The organism is Lysinibacillus sp. GJ-1 (assembly GCF_021166035.1).
GTDB lineage: Bacteria > Bacillota > Bacilli > Bacillales_A > Planococcaceae > Lysinibacillus > Lysinibacillus sphaericus.
Genome location: NZ_CP088912.1, coordinates 2,592,527 through 2,606,749 on the forward strand (window position 1 = coordinate 2,592,527; position 14,223 = coordinate 2,606,749).

The following is a 14,223-nucleotide window of genomic DNA, read 5'->3' on the forward strand; positions in this document are numbered from 1 at the left end:
TTCTACACTCCTTTAGAAATCACTCTCCGCTTTCGTTTTTTTCGCCTCGTTGTTTGCGTATAAATGTTGCTTGTTAAATTATGTTCAGCAAGATATTTCAAATCCGGATTTAAAATACGTAAAGCAGCTGTTGCATAATTTCGTATATCAAGCGGTTCATTGCGTATATTAGAAGAACGTTTCACCCATTCAATCCGCGGAACACCTTTGAAAAAGCGTGTCACTTTTCTTTCTGCCGTTAAGCCAATAAAAAAAGCCTCGTCATACCCTTTATCCGCTTCTAACGGAAAATGGCAATAACCAGGCTTATCTTCGTATTTATTTTTCAATCGGGAATAAATTAAATCCTTCCCTTCATTGACGCCAAGCGTAAACAAATGTACTTGTTGTCTCCCTACTTTTGACGGTTTATTAATATACGGGACGCCATTACCGCCCTTTCCTTTAATCGCAAATACTCGGCGATGCTCCCTGTCTTTACAAAAATCATAAACCTCACTTGTATAATGCCCACCTGAATCCACACAAGTGGCAGCAACACAAAGCTTTACACCGTCGTTCCGTATATAATCCTTTAATAAAAATGCATCAACTTGATTCCATACAGCTTGCTGCGCTGGATCTCCGTAAAATATTTTATAAGCTATTCCCCAGGAAATTTCATCCACTCCCCAGCCTACTATCTCCACTTCTAGACGGTCATCTTGCACATCGACACCTGCTGTCAGCACTAATACATCCTTAGGCACTTCACAATCATAACGAACACGTCTGGAAACAAGCTTCGTATGGTCTTGGTCATTGGTTTTTTCCTCCCAAGATTCCCCGAGCGTTGTATTGACCCACGTTTTAAATGTTTCTAGCCCTTTACGTTTCGCTTCTTTAAATTCCGCAATAATCTTTGCCCAGTTCTCCCAAGGTGATGCTAATGCATTCAGATGAAAACCTCGCTTCGAGGCTTCTGGATTTCGCGCAATCCATTTACCAGGACTTGATTTCCACTCCACTTCGTTATGTTGTGCCTTGCAATGCACACATTCCATTGTCACCGTCTGAAATCGAATTTGTGGCCAACTATACGGTTGAAATAATCCGCAGCTCGGACAAGATACACACCATTGTTCCATTGTACTTTCTTCATATTCCGCTTCAATTCTCGAAGCACCTTTTATAGTAGGTGTCGATACTGATACCCATTTACTGTTCCAGAAAGTTTTTGTCCGCTTCTGCGCAAGTGCTAATGGATCTCCTTCAGCACCTGCAGATGCTGGGAACCGGTCTACCTCGTCAGCAAGGATTAATCGAACTGGACGAGAAGAAAGACTAGCAGGTGAATTGGCACCAACAAGTGTTAAATGACCACCAGGAAACTTCTTTTGTAGCAACGTATTATTTCCATCCTTCGCCTTTGGACTATTAATTTTCTTCGTTAATGTTGGTGTATCCCGTATCATGGCGGCTATGCGGTCTTTTGAATAGGCCTCTGCCATTTCAAGCGTTGGCTGCATTAAAAGCATTGGAGACGGATCATAATCAATATAGTAACCGATAATATTGTTTAATATTTCGGATTTCCCAACTTGCGCAGAAGACATCACGACAATTTGGTCAACCCCTGGATCATTGACTGCATCCATAATCTCTCTTTGATAAGGCGCACGCTCCGTATTCCATCGCCCATGCTCAGCTGAGGATTCCTTGGATAATACACGATGCTTATCCGCCCACTGCGATACCGTTAGCTTTGGAGGAGGTGCTACTAAGCTAGCAATTTCTTTAAATAGACTCATTGTCTGTTTTTGGACCATCTTCATCACCTTCCAATTCTAGTTCAACATTATCCTCTGTAAAATACTGTGCTGCATCATACTCAGCAAGCTCAGCTAATGCCTCATGAATATCTCTTTCTAGTAATGCTTCTATCATTTTCGGGTCATCCTTACTTGCTAAAAGTAACGCTGACTTCGAGGGGAGCGACAACATCTTTGAACGAAACGCCATGACCATATGATTTTGAATTTTCTCCACTTCATCCGCCTTATGCATTTCTCGTTTTAGATGCGCCAACTCAATTTCAGCCTTCTCCCGTTTCGCCTTCTCATGCAGCCATTTCTCATAATCTAAAGACTCCATCACTTTGTTCTCATCAATGCCATCAAAGGACATTTTCAAAAAAGTAATGTAGCGACTGACGGTATCGATCAGATCATAGCGCATGAGCAACACGCGCAATCACACCTTCTTCGACTAAATAACGAACATTCCTTTCCGTCATATTAAACATTTTGGCAATTGTTTTCGTATTGACAATCGTTCGATCATCCAATTTCGTTTTAGCTGTCACCCATGCACTCACCTCACTTGATTTACAGGATGGAAGGAACGCCTTTTTTGACAATATATCTAGCCCTTTTTCTGGCCTCGGAGACCCGCAGGCTGGCGTTCTTGGGTAGAAGAACCTAAATTTATTTAACAGAATAATAACTGTAACAAAAAAGACGACGCAGCATGACCCGCATCGCCTGTCGTTATGTTGTTTGATGAATATTGCATACTACCATAATAGCACGCTCGTTTCGAAAAAGTGTGCCAACTTACTGCCAAAAGTCTGCCATATCACACTAGCTGTTGTTGTCTTTGAAAAAACTTATATCTTCTATCTTTAACATCCCATCGATAATATTTTAAACTTCCTAATCCAGAACCAGCTATTCTTGATAATAAATCTTGAAAGTCCATTTTATTTGTAATATCCAAATTATCAATTTGATGATAAAGAATAGTCCAATTTAGTAAGGCATCTTTCCATGATACCAATTCTTGATTTATGAAGAATATGTAATTGGGAGGTATAATTTTAAGATCTTTTCTTTCTCGTATATATTTTGTAAGTAATTGTTTATCTGTTCCGCAAGCTGATACAGCTAAAAATATCGGCTCTCCGTAGTTCTCCATACTTAGTACAGGTGCCATGCATTCAACAGTGTTTTCCCAATTTAAAAAGTCATTTCCTATAGCTAAGCCATCTTTATTTCCATGACAACTTATATGAATACATAGAGGCTCTTGCTCATCATCACTAAAACTATTAATTGATGAAATATATTCAAAAACTGCTTCGAATTCAAATTTTGATTTAACAAAAAATGACGCTACATCGTGACCCATCATTTTACAAATCTGTTCCAAAGAGTCTTTCTCAGACGTTCCATGCATTAAATCCCACGGACTACTAGATTCAACAATTATAACTCTCACAACCATCTCTCCTTTTATTCTATCTCATTCCTTATATTACCACATTAACATATCTTATATTCTGTTAAAGTGCTGAAAGTGTTAAAAAGCGAGATTTCTCAATACTTTACACCCTGTTCAAATCATGGGCTTTACAAGTCCTTATTTTGTAAATGTCTTTAGTGTGTGAAAGTGTTTGTCAATTTAAAAATTTGAACCATTTCCTAAAATAAGCAAAATAAAAATAGCACCAACATTCCAGTGCTATTTTAAAATTTCAAACGCTTATTTAATTTTTGATAAGCTTGATCGATTGCATCTTGACTTACCCCAATATATTTCAATGTAATATAAGGAGCTGAATGGTTAAAAATATCCTGCAGCAACGCTACATCTTTTTCTTCTTGATATACATGATAACCGAAGGTCTTTCGTAGAGTATGTGTCCCTATTTCATCCAAGCCATTAGCCAATGCAGCTGCTCGTAATATTGCATATGCCCTTACTCGGGTGATTGGTTTGTTTTTACCTTGTCGTGATTTGAATAAATACTCCTGGTCTTCCTTATCTTCAATGTACGGAATGAGCACTTTTTGCAATTCCTTTAATATCGGAATTCGTTTTGTCTTATTCTGCTTCTTTTTCTGCACCTTTGACTCTTTTATAAACAACACATGCTTATGACGAACATCTCCTACCCTTAAACGCAAAATATCGCCAATTCTTAGCCCAGTATAAATACCAAAACAGAAGAGCAACTCATCACGTGGATTATCTTGTAATGTTTTACGAACGTCACGAATCTTATCTACATCACGTATTGGCTGGACAAAATTCATTGACTCTTCACCTCGTCCCCATCATATACCTCCACTTGCAAAGCCAATGCCAATTTATACAATGCTTGTGCCTTGATACGATAAAACGTACGCTCACTAATATGGAGCTTTTTTGAGATTTGATAATTATACAAAGGGGTCTCCTCTAAACAAGCCATTACAATAATCTGTCGCTCTTTTTGCGTCAATTTGTAAAAAGCACGATTAAATCTTTCAAAAAAGGCTTTCGCTTGCTTGTAATGCTCTATATTTCGGATCGCCGTATTTTCAACTTTTGAATGGAATCCTCCACTGTATAATGGCATGTTTAAAGTATAATTCGCTGTAATCGTCGGCAACAAATCCTCAGGTGTTGTTAGTTGATATGTTCGATATTGTCGTAAGACCGTTTCAATGGCTTTTTGTGTTGCCTTACCATTAATATTTTTTAGAATATCCACTTTTTATCACTCCTTTGGTTAAAATAAAAAGAGGACAACATTAGATGGCAGCGTTTTGCTACTATCTATTGTTGTCCTCCAGTGAGCTGGTAGAACTTTTACTAAAGCGTAACTACTTTCACATATATATATCACTAAAAATATTAAATAATTTTAAAATTTATGTATAGAATTCTAATTTCAAAACTTGCTTTATGAATTGAAGTTTCAAATTATTAAAATGCACAACACACAGTCGAAAATAATTTGCCATCTCTTATTTCCCCATAAGAAACATAAGTAACAAATTATTTAATCTTAGTTAATGCTTCTTTAAATAACGATGCAATAACCCATATACAATAACATGTTATAAATAAACCTAGTGATTTAAAAAACACATAAATCCAATTAAGGAAAGATTCATTTCTATCCACATCAGAAAATACTGTTATTTCCATTCCAATTAAAAGCATTAATATATTTACAATAAAAAAGGCAGGATAACTTATTGAAATAAATTTCAAAATTTTCTTTTTTATTTCTTTGCCATCCCTATCTATTATTAAATTACTTATTGCTAGAAATAATGCCCCTGTCCCCATTAATATTGCAATATTTAATGAAACAAGTCTTTCAAAAAAATCATCAGGAATTTGCAAATATACTACAAAAACTCCTGCAATAAATGTCCCAGATAACAGTATAGCTATTTCTTTCATTTTTTCTTTTATAACATTTTCAGTACTTTTCTTTTATTGTGATCTTTTTTTTGTAACAGTTGATTAATTTCATCTAGTAATTTCTTAACATTTTTATAGCTTTGTAGATGAAAATTAAAAGTAAGAGTATTGTAATTGGTAGAGGTATCTATTTTATATAATATCAGATGAATTTGGTGTACTCTCTTTTTTACTTCATCTACTAATTCATAATCTTGTTTTTTTATTTCCGAGCTATTAAAAAATAAAATCCTCAAAAACAATTCTTTATATACATGATTATTACTAAAAGACATTTTCAAATTCCTTATACCAAGCTCATTATCTAATTCTTCTTGTTTTATCTCAGCTAATTGAACTGATATTGTCTCATAAGAGCTGTTTAAAAAGTGAAATACATCATTATAAAAACTCTCAAATATTCTATTTTTTAATATTTTATCTTTATATTGTTCTATTAAATAATTTGCAAGAAAGCCAGCTATAATTCCAATAACCAAAGTAACAATGCTAGAGCTCAAAATATCACCTTCATCTAATCAATATTATTTTTTAATTTTAATTTTCACCATTTTTATTTAAATAATTCACACCTCTCTCTTTATAGATGTCTAAAAAAGTATTTTTAAATTTTCTCTCACCCTCATCTTATTTACATTAAAAAAATTATATTTTTTATATTTCTAATGTACTTATACAAGAGACATAGATAACTTTATTATATCAAGTTAAACAATACCATCAACACCAATATTTAACTTTCCACTCAGTCAATTTTTAAATTTTAAAACTCCTCCCCCTCATCAAATTCAACCCTTCTCACTTTCCCTTGGTATGTAACGATTTTTGTCTTAGCGTGTGCAGGGAGCTCGGTGAATTTTGCAATGCCATCGGAGAGGACGATGACGCAGTTTTCGGGGAGCTCCATGATGTCGATTTGTAGGATGCCGTCGTTCGAAATGACTAGTGGTTTTAATCGCATAAATGCTTCCCCCTTATGCTATAATGATATTACTGGTAGCAAGGGAGAAGCCTTTGCTTTATCAAAGCTATGGTTGCCGCCATAGCTTTTTTTTAATTGGTCATGACCAAATTGCTTAACACTTGATAGCAACGTTCTTTTTCTTTAAAGCATTCATGTAAACGATCATTTTCAATTTCGTAAAATTTAGCTGTTTTGCGAATGGTAAGTTTGCCGATAAGGATTTCTTCATCATCATGAAGCTGATTCAGTGCCTGATAAATAGGGTCCAGCGAAACGCCAATGATTTCATAAATGTTCACATTATCCATTCTCATCCCTCTCTTTTCTTCAAGTTAAAGTCACTTTTATAACTCATCCAACGTCTTCACTAGCTCTTCATCTGACATATTACGAAGCATTTCCTCTGCGTAGTTTTTGCGTAGCATGATAATAGCTATAATCTCTTCACGTTCTTGCTTAGACAATCCCTCTCACCCCTTTGTGCAAATCTAGGCGGTACAAGTTATATTGTCCTGCCTCTGCATGACCAAGGTAGGCTGGAAATTGAACGATCGTTTTTCGGTATTCTAGCAGTGAAGTTTGTATATCGAAATCGGCAAAATACATCACCTTTGTTAACAATCGATGTGCTTCTGTAATGGCTTCTGCCACTTCACCAAATAACACTCGATGCAGCATATTGACTTCAAGTGGATCACTAGCAAAGTAAAAAGCATATTGGGCAAAGCTTTTGACGACATATAGCTTAATACGACCAATGCCAAGTACATTACGATCGGTCATTTCACGTACAGCCACGTCATCATAGACTACCTCTAGCAATTTACTAGAATCATCCTCCAACTGAATTTGTTGTGTAGACACAGCCCAATAGACTTGATGGGCAAACCAACACAATTCAAACTCTGTGGCATACTCCAAAACCTCCTTCACTGTGATAAAGTCGCTCATCTTGCAACACTCCAGGCTATATTCGACAGTCGGCCCGTGTCTTTTACATAACTGGCGAACACTGTCCCAGTCGGTCCATTTCGATGCTTAGCGATAATAAATTCCAACATATTTTGGCGTTCGGATTCTTTGGCGTAGTAATCATCGCGATATAAAAATGCGATGACATCAGCATCTTGTTCGATGTTGCCTGAGTCTCGTAAGTCGCTCATTACCGGGCGTTTGTCCTGGCGTTGCTCCACACTGCGATTGAGTTGAGCAAGGCATATCACAGGGCAATTAAATTCTTTTGCCATTTGCTTTAAATCCCACGATATTTGGCCAATTGCTTGTGTTTGATTATCGCGTGGATTGCTGACTCGAATGATTTGCAAGTAATCGATTAAGATGACGGGCTTTTTATCACGATTGGCCTTAATGATTTTCCGTGCAGTAGCTCGAATCTGTGGGACGGTCAACCCGGCTCGATCATCAATTTCGATATTGGCATTATCAAGCATGCCGAGCGTTGACATCCACTTTTCTTTTTGGCCGTCAGTAAAATACTCATAGGGGTTGCGCATCTTTAAGCGATTAAAATTGCCTGTTGCAGCAATAAGCCGATCAATAAGCGTAGTGCGACTCATTTCCAGTGAGAAGATGATTGGTAAATAGCCATCCCATCCCGCTTTTAGTGCAATATGATTCATCGTGTCCGTTTTCCCCATCGAAGGTCTAGCCGCAATAATCGTAAGCTCAGCATCTTGAAAACCATTTAGCAGCTTATCCAAATCAAGTAGCCCTGTAAGTACACCTGTCTTGCTGTTTTCTTGCTCGAAAGGTCGCTTTGCCATTTGCATTAAGTCGGCTTTAATGCTCGTATTGGTAGTCGTATATTGCGTCATGAGCTTGTCCAATGCATGTTGAATTTCTGCTATGCCCCAATCTTCTTGCTGTGCTTGCTCCATCATTTGACGCTTGGATCGCTCTCGCCAATTCTCAAGTACAATGGTTTCGTATTCCTCAAATTTCGTTGCACTCGCAAAGCTGCCAAGCTCCGCTAAATAATTTGCCCCACCAAGTTCAATCGGCTCTCTTGTTGTCAGCAATGTGATATAGTCAACGGCTTTACGTTCACTGACAAGCTGTAACATGCTCGTAAAAATATTTTGATGTACTTGCGAAATAAAATGAGCTGCCTCTAAGTTGCTATCTGCAATTAAATAATTTTCATGGAGCATCGTTCCTAGTAGACTTTTTTCCGCTAGCTCGACGCTAATGTTTTGGTATGACATTACAGGTCTTCCCCCTTGCTAAAATCTAAATCGAGTGATTCAGGCAAATGAGTTTGGTTTGTTGGTACGCTCTGTTTTTCGTTCAAGTAGCTTTCAAATTTCGTAGCGTTGAACAACGTATCTGGACGCAAGTATTTATTCATGTCCGGATTGTGCAGCCACTGTTTGACTTTTGTATCAATGACACATTTGAAGTGCTCTAGCATATAGCCATCCTTCAGTCGAGCATGTATGAGTCGCTTCGTAGCTGCTGTTGTGGCTTTAAAGTTTTTCTGAGCGGTTTTGTTTAAGTGAGCAATAATTTCATGCACAATGTCGAGTTGCTCGACATTATTATTATTTTTATTACTCTTAATATCTTTGGTTATTGGTGCGGTCAAAGTGTACCCACTTGATGAGGTCAACTTGTCCCCCTGTGTAGGGTCATGTTGTCCACATGTGTCAGGACATTTTGACTCGCTCGATAGGTCATGTTGTCCCATCGTTATATAACCAAGTTTTGTATAATTTAGCCGATACCATTTCGTCTTGTCGATTTTATATTTGTTGTATTGATCCGTTGAAATGATATAGCCATTCTCCTCAAGTTTTCTAATCGTACGCCTAATCGTTTTTTCGGACCAAAACGGAAACTCCTTTTTCCATTGCTGATAACTGTTAAACACCCATTTATGCCCGTCATAGACATGTGCAGAAATCAGCAATTTATAATGCAATTGCTGTAATACAATCGCCTCATTCAAGCCCACCTTAGCAGCTAAACTAGGCAGAACTTGTAAAGGCGGTTCATTGATGAGTAGATTCATGTGTCTGCCCCTCCTCTCCATGTGGAAATAAAGTGCAAAGCATCTTGAAGCTTGCACTGTGGAACATCTCGATACGACACCACTTGATAACGGCGTTTGATTTCACGATAAAGGGACGCGAAAAAGGCTGGACGACGCGCTTGCACCATGCATAATTGATTGACACGTTCAGTCACCGCTTGTCGTAAACGCTTTTGCTCGCCTGTATGTAGTGTGATTCCATGTAGCTGTTGTTCAATTTCCATTACACGTTGCTCCAAGGCTAATAAGCGTTTCTCGACATACGGCAATGAAACAGGTTGTACTTGCTGTAATTCGTTTGTCAGTTTGTAATACTGCGCAACAAGCAGATGGTATGCCTCCCACGCCTTGTCGCTACTGAGTGACTTCGCTAACAAAAACGCCCCTTCTTCGGTCCACAAATACAGCAATGATACAAATTTGAGGGTGGCGTCATTTTGTCGCCCACCTTTAAATTGTTTCAGTGCCTCCCCTGTAAGCGCAAAATAATGCGTACCTTCTTGATAATGCTCCTTGTTCCGTTGAAAATTGCGGATCAATGACTTACTGTCCACTTCGTACGCCTCAGCAATTTGAGCCGTTGTTAACACCTTTTTATCTGCGTGTTGAATCTCTGTTAAATCCATGCGACTTCTCCTTTCATAAGGGTGGCGACAAATTGTCGCCACCCTATGAGTGCAAGGTTGCAACATCAAATTCACTAGACAATTGATAAACCCTAAAAATGAACTAAACCATTTGCAATTGATTCTCTAAATCTTCCACTAGTTCAATAGCAGCTCTTATAGCAGTAACTCGACCCTTTTGTTCGAAGTAATCCTTTTGATTGCTCACATACAAACAACTATCGAAAGCTTCCGCTACATCGACCGCATAATCCCGTAACAACTCTTCTTCCTGCGCCAGAAATGTATTTAGTTTCTCTAAAACTTCTTTCATATCCGTTCCTCCTTTATTGACTTCTATCCAGTTCTTGTCCATAATAAAAGGACAAGATTTTTATTAAATTTTTGAACTGAAACCGACCAAAGCTACAGTTCAACCTTTATGCAGGTGCTATTGCGCTTGCATTTTTTCTTTTTCAATCGAACGAACAGCTACTAAATGAACGTCTTCTACTTCAGCATATACATGCTCATTTTCAAACTCTGGACACAGAGACGGCTCAATGCGAATGTCCTGAACTCCTTCCGTTAAACGTTGAAAATCGTCATACGACACTTGCACATTACAGATTCCATCATAAAAATCTATCCCTAAGACCCCTGCATTCTCTGCCATTTCATGCTTTTCCTTTAACATAGATAACAATTCCATCATTTTAAAATTTGAATAACAAATATCTAAATTGGCATTCGCCACCCTATGCAATTTGTATTTAGTTGTCTCTTGATAAGCTAAAAACGCTTTGATTTTTTCCATAGATGTTCTCCTTTCTAATTTTATAAAATTATCCAACATACAAATCCACCAACCATCGGTAGCAATGTTTGTAAAATCGTAAGCCCGTCCATCCCCATTAAAAATGCGACAGCGACCTCTTGCGTATTTGTTTGCTTAAACCATTCCATAAAGGTGATGGCATCAGGAATCTTTACGCTATTTTCAAATTTTGAAATACAGGACTGCGATCGATTCATGCGAAATGCCAGTTCTTCTTGTGACAATCCTGCGCGTTCACGACAGGCTTGCAAAATGGCGCCAATTTTCATCGTCTCACCACCTTTCACATTCCAAACCGGAATACAATATTACGTTGTTGTGATTTAAAATTTTTATATAAAGTATTAACCTATGGATCTAAAAGGCTTCACATTTTGCTCTACCCACTCCGTATGATCTTCCACCCATCTCATAAACAAATGTGTTGGAATTAACACCCCCGCTTCACGTAAGACAGGAAAATCCTCTCTTCCTAACAGCTCTGACGTTTTCGTATTCCCAATGCGTAGTAGCTGTTTCAACTCATTCCTCGTAAGCATTGGCGGCAGTGGTCTCACTTGCCAATCCAAGTCATTGATCGCTGCCCTCATTTCCTCTCTAATTAATGCCCGAAGTTCAGCAGAATCAAAATTTACATTGATCATGTCCTTACCTCCATTATAAATTTTGACCTATATCCAAATTTGTAACTAAATGTAAATAATTTGTTTCACCCTGTTTCGTTTATGTTCTTAAAATTAAGGGTTAGTGACTGAAAGCTTCATTCATTTTTGTTCTCTTTCGTTTACATTCGTACTATTTCTTGAAAAATGGAAAAAAAGTGCCCCCCTCCAAGTCAAGTACTTTTTTTATAAATCAGGAAATAATTCAAAAAGTGATGTCTCAAGAATAACTTCCAACTGCAATGAAACCTCTAATCCTGGCTTAGTTCGCCCACTCTCAATAGCGCTTATCATTGCAGTTGAACAGCCAACCAATTTCCCTAACTGTGCTTGCGTAAGTTGTCTCGCTTTCCTTTCAGCAATCATCCGCTCACGCTTAACCCCTTTTACATTTCGAAATTCATCCGAAGGTAATGGCTTTTTGCGCTTCTTTTTACGCTTCGGTTTTGTCATGCTCCATCCCAAACTTCTCACCTCCCCTTAGATCATCCAAACTTACTTCTAATGCATCTGCTAATTTGCACATTATTTTGAATGTAGGATTTGGATTCTCGCTATTTTCAATCATTTGAATAGTAGAATCTTTCACACCTGATAGTTTCGCTAACTGATAACGGGATATTCCTTTTGTTTTTCTAATAGTTTTTAAACAAAACACAATATATACACTCCTATTCATTTGATTAACACAATATATTGTGTTATCTTAATGGTAATATTAAGTGAAGAGGTGATATATATGGTAAAAATCCCATATGCACAAAGTAATGGTTCATTAACTGCTGAAGTAAAACTCTCGTATGCTGCAGATGTCTTTCTTGTAAATGAAAGTAATTTCCGAAAATATCAATCTGGTCAGAGATTTGAATATTACGGAGGTCATTATACGAAAACACCTGTACGAATTAATGTTAGTGGTATTGGTCGTTGGTATTTAATTGTTGACGGAAGTGATTATCAATACCAATTTATTTAGGTATTAAGATTAGCACCATATAAGGTGCTAATCTTACCCTAATGTAGCGTTGTTAAGCATATGCCTTACTACCTTTTCGTGAATATCTAAATACAAAAGGAGATGTAAACATGTACACAATTCAACAGTTACAAGCAGCGGACTATTTTTTAAAAAGTATTTTAGGAGAAAAATCTGACATTAATAGGAATCTTAAATTTATAATTGAATTAAACAATACTCTTTGGTATGGTGACTTTGTAAATTTCCAAAATGATAGTGTTGTTCAATGTGAACTAATAAATAAAGATCCATGTTCAGTGACTTATAGTACTAAGAACACTACTTTTATTGAAAAACTTTGGACCGCTTATAATGCAAATCCAATTAATGTAACTCCTTTGATAAATCCAAAATACTTAGAATTACTATTTACAAAAATATTAGAAATCATTGAAAAATCAAACATCCAACCTGATGACTCCCCAATCTACCCATACCTGTTGAATGCCAAGTCACTAGATGGTAGATGGGAGCTGCCATTCATCGACTTAAGAAATGAAAAAGTTAAGGTTATTTCACTGATGGAAATAAAGAATTACACTAAATGACTATAACTTCATGCGCTCTGAGCGATAGTCTAAATCCAAGCGAATGAATCCTAACATGGCGTATGCATCTGTGTACGTCATGTCCAATTCCTTAAAAAGCTCTATAACCTTTTCCGAAATTTGCTGTACTTCCTCTAACTCTCGCTCACACCATTCACCACTAATAAAATAAGCCTTCTCCAAACTAGTAACATTTGGTGGAAACTCTTTTAATAAATAATCCTTAACACTCTGTTTCCTCATCCTAACCACCTCCTTTCAATTTAAATGTTGTATATACTCCCCATTAATCTGTCTAAATCTCTGCATATACAAGCAGAAAATAATCAATACTACCGTTAGGAAGTTCATTTTAAAAACAGACATATAAGTGTCATTGTTTAAATTGCTATGAGAATTCGAAGGTACTTGTCTCTAAGTAATAAAGACTGCACACCTTGTTCAATCACATGAAGTAATAGTGTCGTTTCAGTCTCTGTTCCAGCAGAGGTTTCCTTGTCATGAACGCTTATCTTGTTTTTTTGATGCATCATACCCTACTTCCACCCCGAAAAGTTCACAATAAGTTAACATCTTATTCAAAAAAATATCATCAGGTTTTTTATCGAAAACTTTTGCTATTCGCGCGGTAAATTTCATAGGTCAAACCTCGCTTACCATTTTCAATAAACCAATAATGCTCCTTTGAAATACCCGCCCCATCAGCCACCTGTTTACAAGTTAACTTTTGTTGTACTCGAAGTTCTTTTAGTTTTTCAAGAGCCACCATAAACACCCCTAACCAAAGTTAACCTCTTGTTAACAAAATAATAAGTTAACTCAATAGGAATTGTCAATAGTTTATAACACAAAAATTCCCCTTTAGTTAACTTATTGTTTATGTCTTTGTTATCTAATAGTTAACTTGTATAATTAATTTATCGAAATGAGGTGTTTTTATTGAATGGAGAGCGCCTAAAGAAACTTAGAAAAGAAAAGAAATTAACTCAAACTGAATTAGGAAGTAAAATAAATGTAACTAAGGTTTCTATATCTGGTTATGAAAGCGGGAATCGTTCTCCTGATACTGATACTTTACAAAGACTTGCCGATTTTTTTGAAGTCAGTACTGACTACCTACTAGGTCGAACAGATAACCTTTCACTTACACCACAAGAAAAAGACGAAGCTGCTTTTCAAGCCTTCGCTAATAATCCTGAATTACAAAGATGGTATAAACAATTACCCGAATCAGAAACAGAAGATGTGGAAGCTTTGAAACAAATGTGGGATATTCTTCAAAAAAAGAAATAAAAATT

27 protein-coding genes are annotated in these 14,223 nt (G+C 36.8%); 3 read left to right on the top strand and 24 right to left on the bottom strand.

The features are described from left to right. Positions 1 to 2: 2 nt before the first annotated feature. From LO754_RS12595 to LO754_RS12695, 21 genes are all read right to left on the bottom strand, one after another. Positions 3 to 1,808, bottom strand: coding sequence for a phage terminase large subunit family protein (locus tag LO754_RS12595; protein ID WP_231784476.1), 1,806 nt, complete (start codon positions 1,806 to 1,808; stop codon positions 3 to 5). Beyond that, positions 1,777 to 2,232, bottom strand: coding sequence for a hypothetical protein (locus tag LO754_RS12600; protein WP_231784477.1), 456 nt, complete (start codon positions 2,230 to 2,232; stop codon positions 1,777 to 1,779). The genes LO754_RS12595 and LO754_RS12600 overlap by 32 nt, the downstream gene beginning before the upstream one ends. After that, positions 2,207 to 2,344 (bottom strand): hypothetical protein, encoded by a 138-nt coding sequence (locus tag LO754_RS12605; RefSeq protein ID WP_231784478.1) that lies wholly within the window; start codon positions 2,342 to 2,344, stop codon positions 2,207 to 2,209. Before LO754_RS12605 ends, LO754_RS12600 begins: the two co-directional genes overlap by 26 nt. A gap of 272 nt (positions 2,345 to 2,616) precedes the next feature. Beyond that, positions 2,617 to 3,258: a hypothetical protein gene (locus LO754_RS12610; RefSeq protein ID WP_231784479.1), complete on the bottom strand. Its 642-nt coding sequence runs from the start codon at positions 3,256 to 3,258 to the stop codon at positions 2,617 to 2,619. A 248-nt stretch (positions 3,259 to 3,506) separates the two neighbouring features. Beyond that, positions 3,507 to 4,076 carry a tyrosine-type recombinase/integrase gene (locus LO754_RS12615; protein WP_231784480.1) on the bottom strand — a complete coding sequence of 190 codons (570 nt, stop codon included), beginning with the start codon at positions 4,074 to 4,076 and terminating at the stop codon, positions 3,507 to 3,509. After that, positions 4,073 to 4,516, bottom strand: coding sequence for an ArpU family phage packaging/lysis transcriptional regulator (locus tag LO754_RS12620; RefSeq protein WP_231784481.1), 444 nt, complete (start codon positions 4,514 to 4,516; stop codon positions 4,073 to 4,075). Before LO754_RS12620 ends, LO754_RS12615 begins: the two co-directional genes overlap by 4 nt. A 287-nt stretch (positions 4,517 to 4,803) precedes the next feature. Further along, positions 4,804 to 5,217 carry a hypothetical protein gene (locus LO754_RS12625; protein ID WP_231784482.1) on the bottom strand — a complete coding sequence of 138 codons (414 nt, stop codon included), beginning with the start codon at positions 5,215 to 5,217 and terminating at the stop codon, positions 4,804 to 4,806. A gap of 8 nt (positions 5,218 to 5,225) precedes the next feature. Next, the gene (locus LO754_RS12630) at positions 5,226 to 5,738 is read right to left on the bottom strand and encodes a hypothetical protein (RefSeq protein WP_231784483.1); all 513 of its coding nucleotides are present in this window, start codon (positions 5,736 to 5,738) and stop codon (positions 5,226 to 5,228) included. 263 nt (positions 5,739 to 6,001) lie between these two features. Continuing rightward, positions 6,002 to 6,199 carry an XtrA/YqaO family protein gene (locus tag LO754_RS12635; protein WP_107896292.1) on the bottom strand — a complete coding sequence of 66 codons (198 nt, stop codon included), beginning with the start codon at positions 6,197 to 6,199 and terminating at the stop codon, positions 6,002 to 6,004. Positions 6,200 to 6,291: 92 nt separating this feature from the next. Beyond that, on the bottom strand, positions 6,292 to 6,510 hold the full coding sequence (locus LO754_RS12640) for a hypothetical protein (protein WP_231784484.1): 219 nt from the start codon (positions 6,508 to 6,510) through the stop codon (positions 6,292 to 6,294). Between the two features lie 36 nt (positions 6,511 to 6,546). Continuing rightward, positions 6,547 to 6,666, bottom strand: a complete 120-nt coding sequence (locus tag LO754_RS12645) for a BH0509 family protein (protein WP_137067835.1) — start codon at positions 6,664 to 6,666, stop codon at positions 6,547 to 6,549. Continuing rightward, positions 6,659 to 7,153 carry a hypothetical protein gene (locus LO754_RS12650; protein WP_231784485.1) on the bottom strand — a complete coding sequence of 165 codons (495 nt, stop codon included), beginning with the start codon at positions 7,151 to 7,153 and terminating at the stop codon, positions 6,659 to 6,661. The genes LO754_RS12645 and LO754_RS12650 overlap by 8 nt, the downstream gene beginning before the upstream one ends. Beyond that, the gene (locus LO754_RS12655; RefSeq protein WP_231784486.1) at positions 7,150 to 8,427 is read right to left on the bottom strand and encodes a replicative DNA helicase; all 1,278 of its coding nucleotides are present in this window, start codon (positions 8,425 to 8,427) and stop codon (positions 7,150 to 7,152) included. The genes LO754_RS12650 and LO754_RS12655 overlap by 4 nt, the downstream gene beginning before the upstream one ends. Continuing rightward, complete coding sequence (locus LO754_RS12660; protein WP_231784487.1) at positions 8,427 to 9,233, bottom strand: conserved phage C-terminal domain-containing protein; 807 nt, start codon at positions 9,231 to 9,233, stop codon at positions 8,427 to 8,429. The genes LO754_RS12655 and LO754_RS12660 overlap by 1 nt, the downstream gene beginning before the upstream one ends. Beyond that, complete coding sequence (locus tag LO754_RS12665) at positions 9,230 to 9,880, bottom strand: ORF6N domain-containing protein (protein ID WP_231784488.1); 651 nt, start codon at positions 9,878 to 9,880, stop codon at positions 9,230 to 9,232. The genes LO754_RS12660 and LO754_RS12665 overlap by 4 nt, the downstream gene beginning before the upstream one ends. Positions 9,881 to 9,983: 103 nt before the next feature. Further along, entirely contained in the window at positions 9,984 to 10,193 is a 210-nt protein-coding gene (locus LO754_RS12670) for a hypothetical protein (protein ID WP_172771730.1), read from the bottom strand. Positions 10,194 to 10,310: 117 nt separating this feature from the next. Next, positions 10,311 to 10,676, bottom strand: coding sequence for a hypothetical protein (locus LO754_RS12675; protein ID WP_231784489.1), 366 nt, complete (start codon positions 10,674 to 10,676; stop codon positions 10,311 to 10,313). A gap of 20 nt (positions 10,677 to 10,696) precedes the next feature. Further along, the gene (locus tag LO754_RS12680) at positions 10,697 to 10,966 is read right to left on the bottom strand and encodes a helix-turn-helix domain-containing protein (protein WP_025219733.1); all 270 of its coding nucleotides are present in this window, start codon (positions 10,964 to 10,966) and stop codon (positions 10,697 to 10,699) included. A 75-nt stretch (positions 10,967 to 11,041) separates the two neighbouring features. Then, a complete protein-coding gene (locus LO754_RS12685) occupies positions 11,042 to 11,341 on the bottom strand; it encodes a DNA-binding protein (RefSeq protein WP_231784490.1) in 300 nt (99 codons plus the stop codon). A gap of 204 nt (positions 11,342 to 11,545) precedes the next feature. Further along, complete coding sequence (locus LO754_RS12690) at positions 11,546 to 11,824, bottom strand: helix-turn-helix domain-containing protein (RefSeq protein WP_231784491.1); 279 nt, start codon at positions 11,822 to 11,824, stop codon at positions 11,546 to 11,548. Then, a complete protein-coding gene (locus tag LO754_RS12695) occupies positions 11,793 to 12,017 on the bottom strand; it encodes a helix-turn-helix domain-containing protein (RefSeq protein ID WP_201262181.1) in 225 nt (74 codons plus the stop codon). Before LO754_RS12695 ends, LO754_RS12690 begins: the two co-directional genes overlap by 32 nt. A gap of 81 nt (positions 12,018 to 12,098) precedes the next feature. Between LO754_RS12695 and LO754_RS12700 the strand changes: the two genes are divergently transcribed. Continuing rightward, complete coding sequence (locus LO754_RS12700) at positions 12,099 to 12,335, top strand: DUF1883 domain-containing protein (protein ID WP_231784492.1); 237 nt, start codon at positions 12,099 to 12,101, stop codon at positions 12,333 to 12,335. Between the two features lie 110 nt (positions 12,336 to 12,445). Further along, positions 12,446 to 12,925, top strand: a complete 480-nt coding sequence (locus LO754_RS12705; RefSeq protein ID WP_231784493.1) for a PolC-type DNA polymerase III family protein — start codon at positions 12,446 to 12,448, stop codon at positions 12,923 to 12,925. Here the strand turns inward: LO754_RS12705 and LO754_RS12710 are convergent, their stop codons facing one another. The 3 genes from LO754_RS12710 to LO754_RS12720 all read right to left on the bottom strand — a co-directional run bounded on the left by LO754_RS12710 (position 12,926) and on the right by LO754_RS12720 (position 13,694). After that, complete coding sequence (locus tag LO754_RS12710) at positions 12,926 to 13,168, bottom strand: hypothetical protein (protein WP_231784494.1); 243 nt, start codon at positions 13,166 to 13,168, stop codon at positions 12,926 to 12,928. Between the two features lie 137 nt (positions 13,169 to 13,305). Further along, positions 13,306 to 13,458 (bottom strand): hypothetical protein, encoded by a 153-nt coding sequence (locus tag LO754_RS12715; protein ID WP_231784495.1) that lies wholly within the window; start codon positions 13,456 to 13,458, stop codon positions 13,306 to 13,308. 68 nt (positions 13,459 to 13,526) lie between these two features. Further along, positions 13,527 to 13,694: a helix-turn-helix domain-containing protein gene (locus tag LO754_RS12720; RefSeq protein ID WP_231784496.1), complete on the bottom strand. Its 168-nt coding sequence runs from the start codon at positions 13,692 to 13,694 to the stop codon at positions 13,527 to 13,529. 161 nt (positions 13,695 to 13,855) lie between these two features. On the opposite strand from LO754_RS12720, the gene LO754_RS12725 reads away from it, so the two are divergent. Then, entirely contained in the window at positions 13,856 to 14,218 is a 363-nt protein-coding gene (locus tag LO754_RS12725) for a helix-turn-helix transcriptional regulator (RefSeq protein WP_231784497.1), read from the top strand. The last annotated feature ends 5 nt before the right edge of the window (positions 14,219 to 14,223 follow it).

Excerpts from the sequence above, each read along its gene's own strand:
- LO754_RS12595 (WP_231784476.1), bottom strand. The coding sequence starts at position 1,808 with ATGGTCCAAAAACAGACAATGAGTCTATTTAAAGAAATTGCTAGCTTA.
- LO754_RS12615 (WP_231784480.1), bottom strand. The coding sequence starts at position 4,076 with ATGAATTTTGTCCAGCCAATACGTGATGTAGATAAGATTCGTGACGTT.
- LO754_RS12625 (WP_231784482.1), bottom strand. The coding sequence starts at position 5,217 with ATGAAAGAAATAGCTATACTGTTATCTGGGACATTTATTGCAGGAGTT.
- LO754_RS12635 (WP_107896292.1), bottom strand. The coding sequence starts at position 6,199 with ATGCGATTAAAACCACTAGTCATTTCGAACGACGGCATCCTACAAATC.
- LO754_RS12640 (WP_231784484.1), bottom strand. The coding sequence starts at position 6,510 with ATGGATAATGTGAACATTTATGAAATCATTGGCGTTTCGCTGGACCCT.
- LO754_RS12650 (WP_231784485.1), bottom strand. The coding sequence starts at position 7,153 with ATGAGCGACTTTATCACAGTGAAGGAGGTTTTGGAGTATGCCACAGAG.
- LO754_RS12655 (WP_231784486.1), bottom strand. The coding sequence starts at position 8,427 with ATGTCATACCAAAACATTAGCGTCGAGCTAGCGGAAAAAAGTCTACTA.
- LO754_RS12660 (WP_231784487.1), bottom strand. The coding sequence starts at position 9,233 with ATGAATCTACTCATCAATGAACCGCCTTTACAAGTTCTGCCTAGTTTA.
- LO754_RS12665 (WP_231784488.1), bottom strand. The coding sequence starts at position 9,880 with ATGGATTTAACAGAGATTCAACACGCAGATAAAAAGGTGTTAACAACG.
- LO754_RS12670 (WP_172771730.1), bottom strand. The coding sequence starts at position 10,193 with ATGAAAGAAGTTTTAGAGAAACTAAATACATTTCTGGCGCAGGAAGAA.
- LO754_RS12675 (WP_231784489.1), bottom strand. The coding sequence starts at position 10,676 with ATGGAAAAAATCAAAGCGTTTTTAGCTTATCAAGAGACAACTAAATAC.
- LO754_RS12680 (WP_025219733.1), bottom strand. The coding sequence starts at position 10,966 with ATGAAAATTGGCGCCATTTTGCAAGCCTGTCGTGAACGCGCAGGATTG.
- LO754_RS12685 (WP_231784490.1), bottom strand. The coding sequence starts at position 11,341 with ATGATCAATGTAAATTTTGATTCTGCTGAACTTCGGGCATTAATTAGA.
- LO754_RS12700 (WP_231784492.1), top strand. The coding sequence starts at position 12,099 with ATGGTAAAAATCCCATATGCACAAAGTAATGGTTCATTAACTGCTGAA.
- LO754_RS12705 (WP_231784493.1), top strand. The coding sequence starts at position 12,446 with ATGTACACAATTCAACAGTTACAAGCAGCGGACTATTTTTTAAAAAGT.
- LO754_RS12710 (WP_231784494.1), bottom strand. The coding sequence starts at position 13,168 with ATGAGGAAACAGAGTGTTAAGGATTATTTATTAAAAGAGTTTCCACCA.
- LO754_RS12715 (WP_231784495.1), bottom strand. The coding sequence starts at position 13,458 with ATGATGCATCAAAAAAACAAGATAAGCGTTCATGACAAGGAAACCTCT.
- LO754_RS12720 (WP_231784496.1), bottom strand. The coding sequence starts at position 13,694 with ATGGTGGCTCTTGAAAAACTAAAAGAACTTCGAGTACAACAAAAGTTA.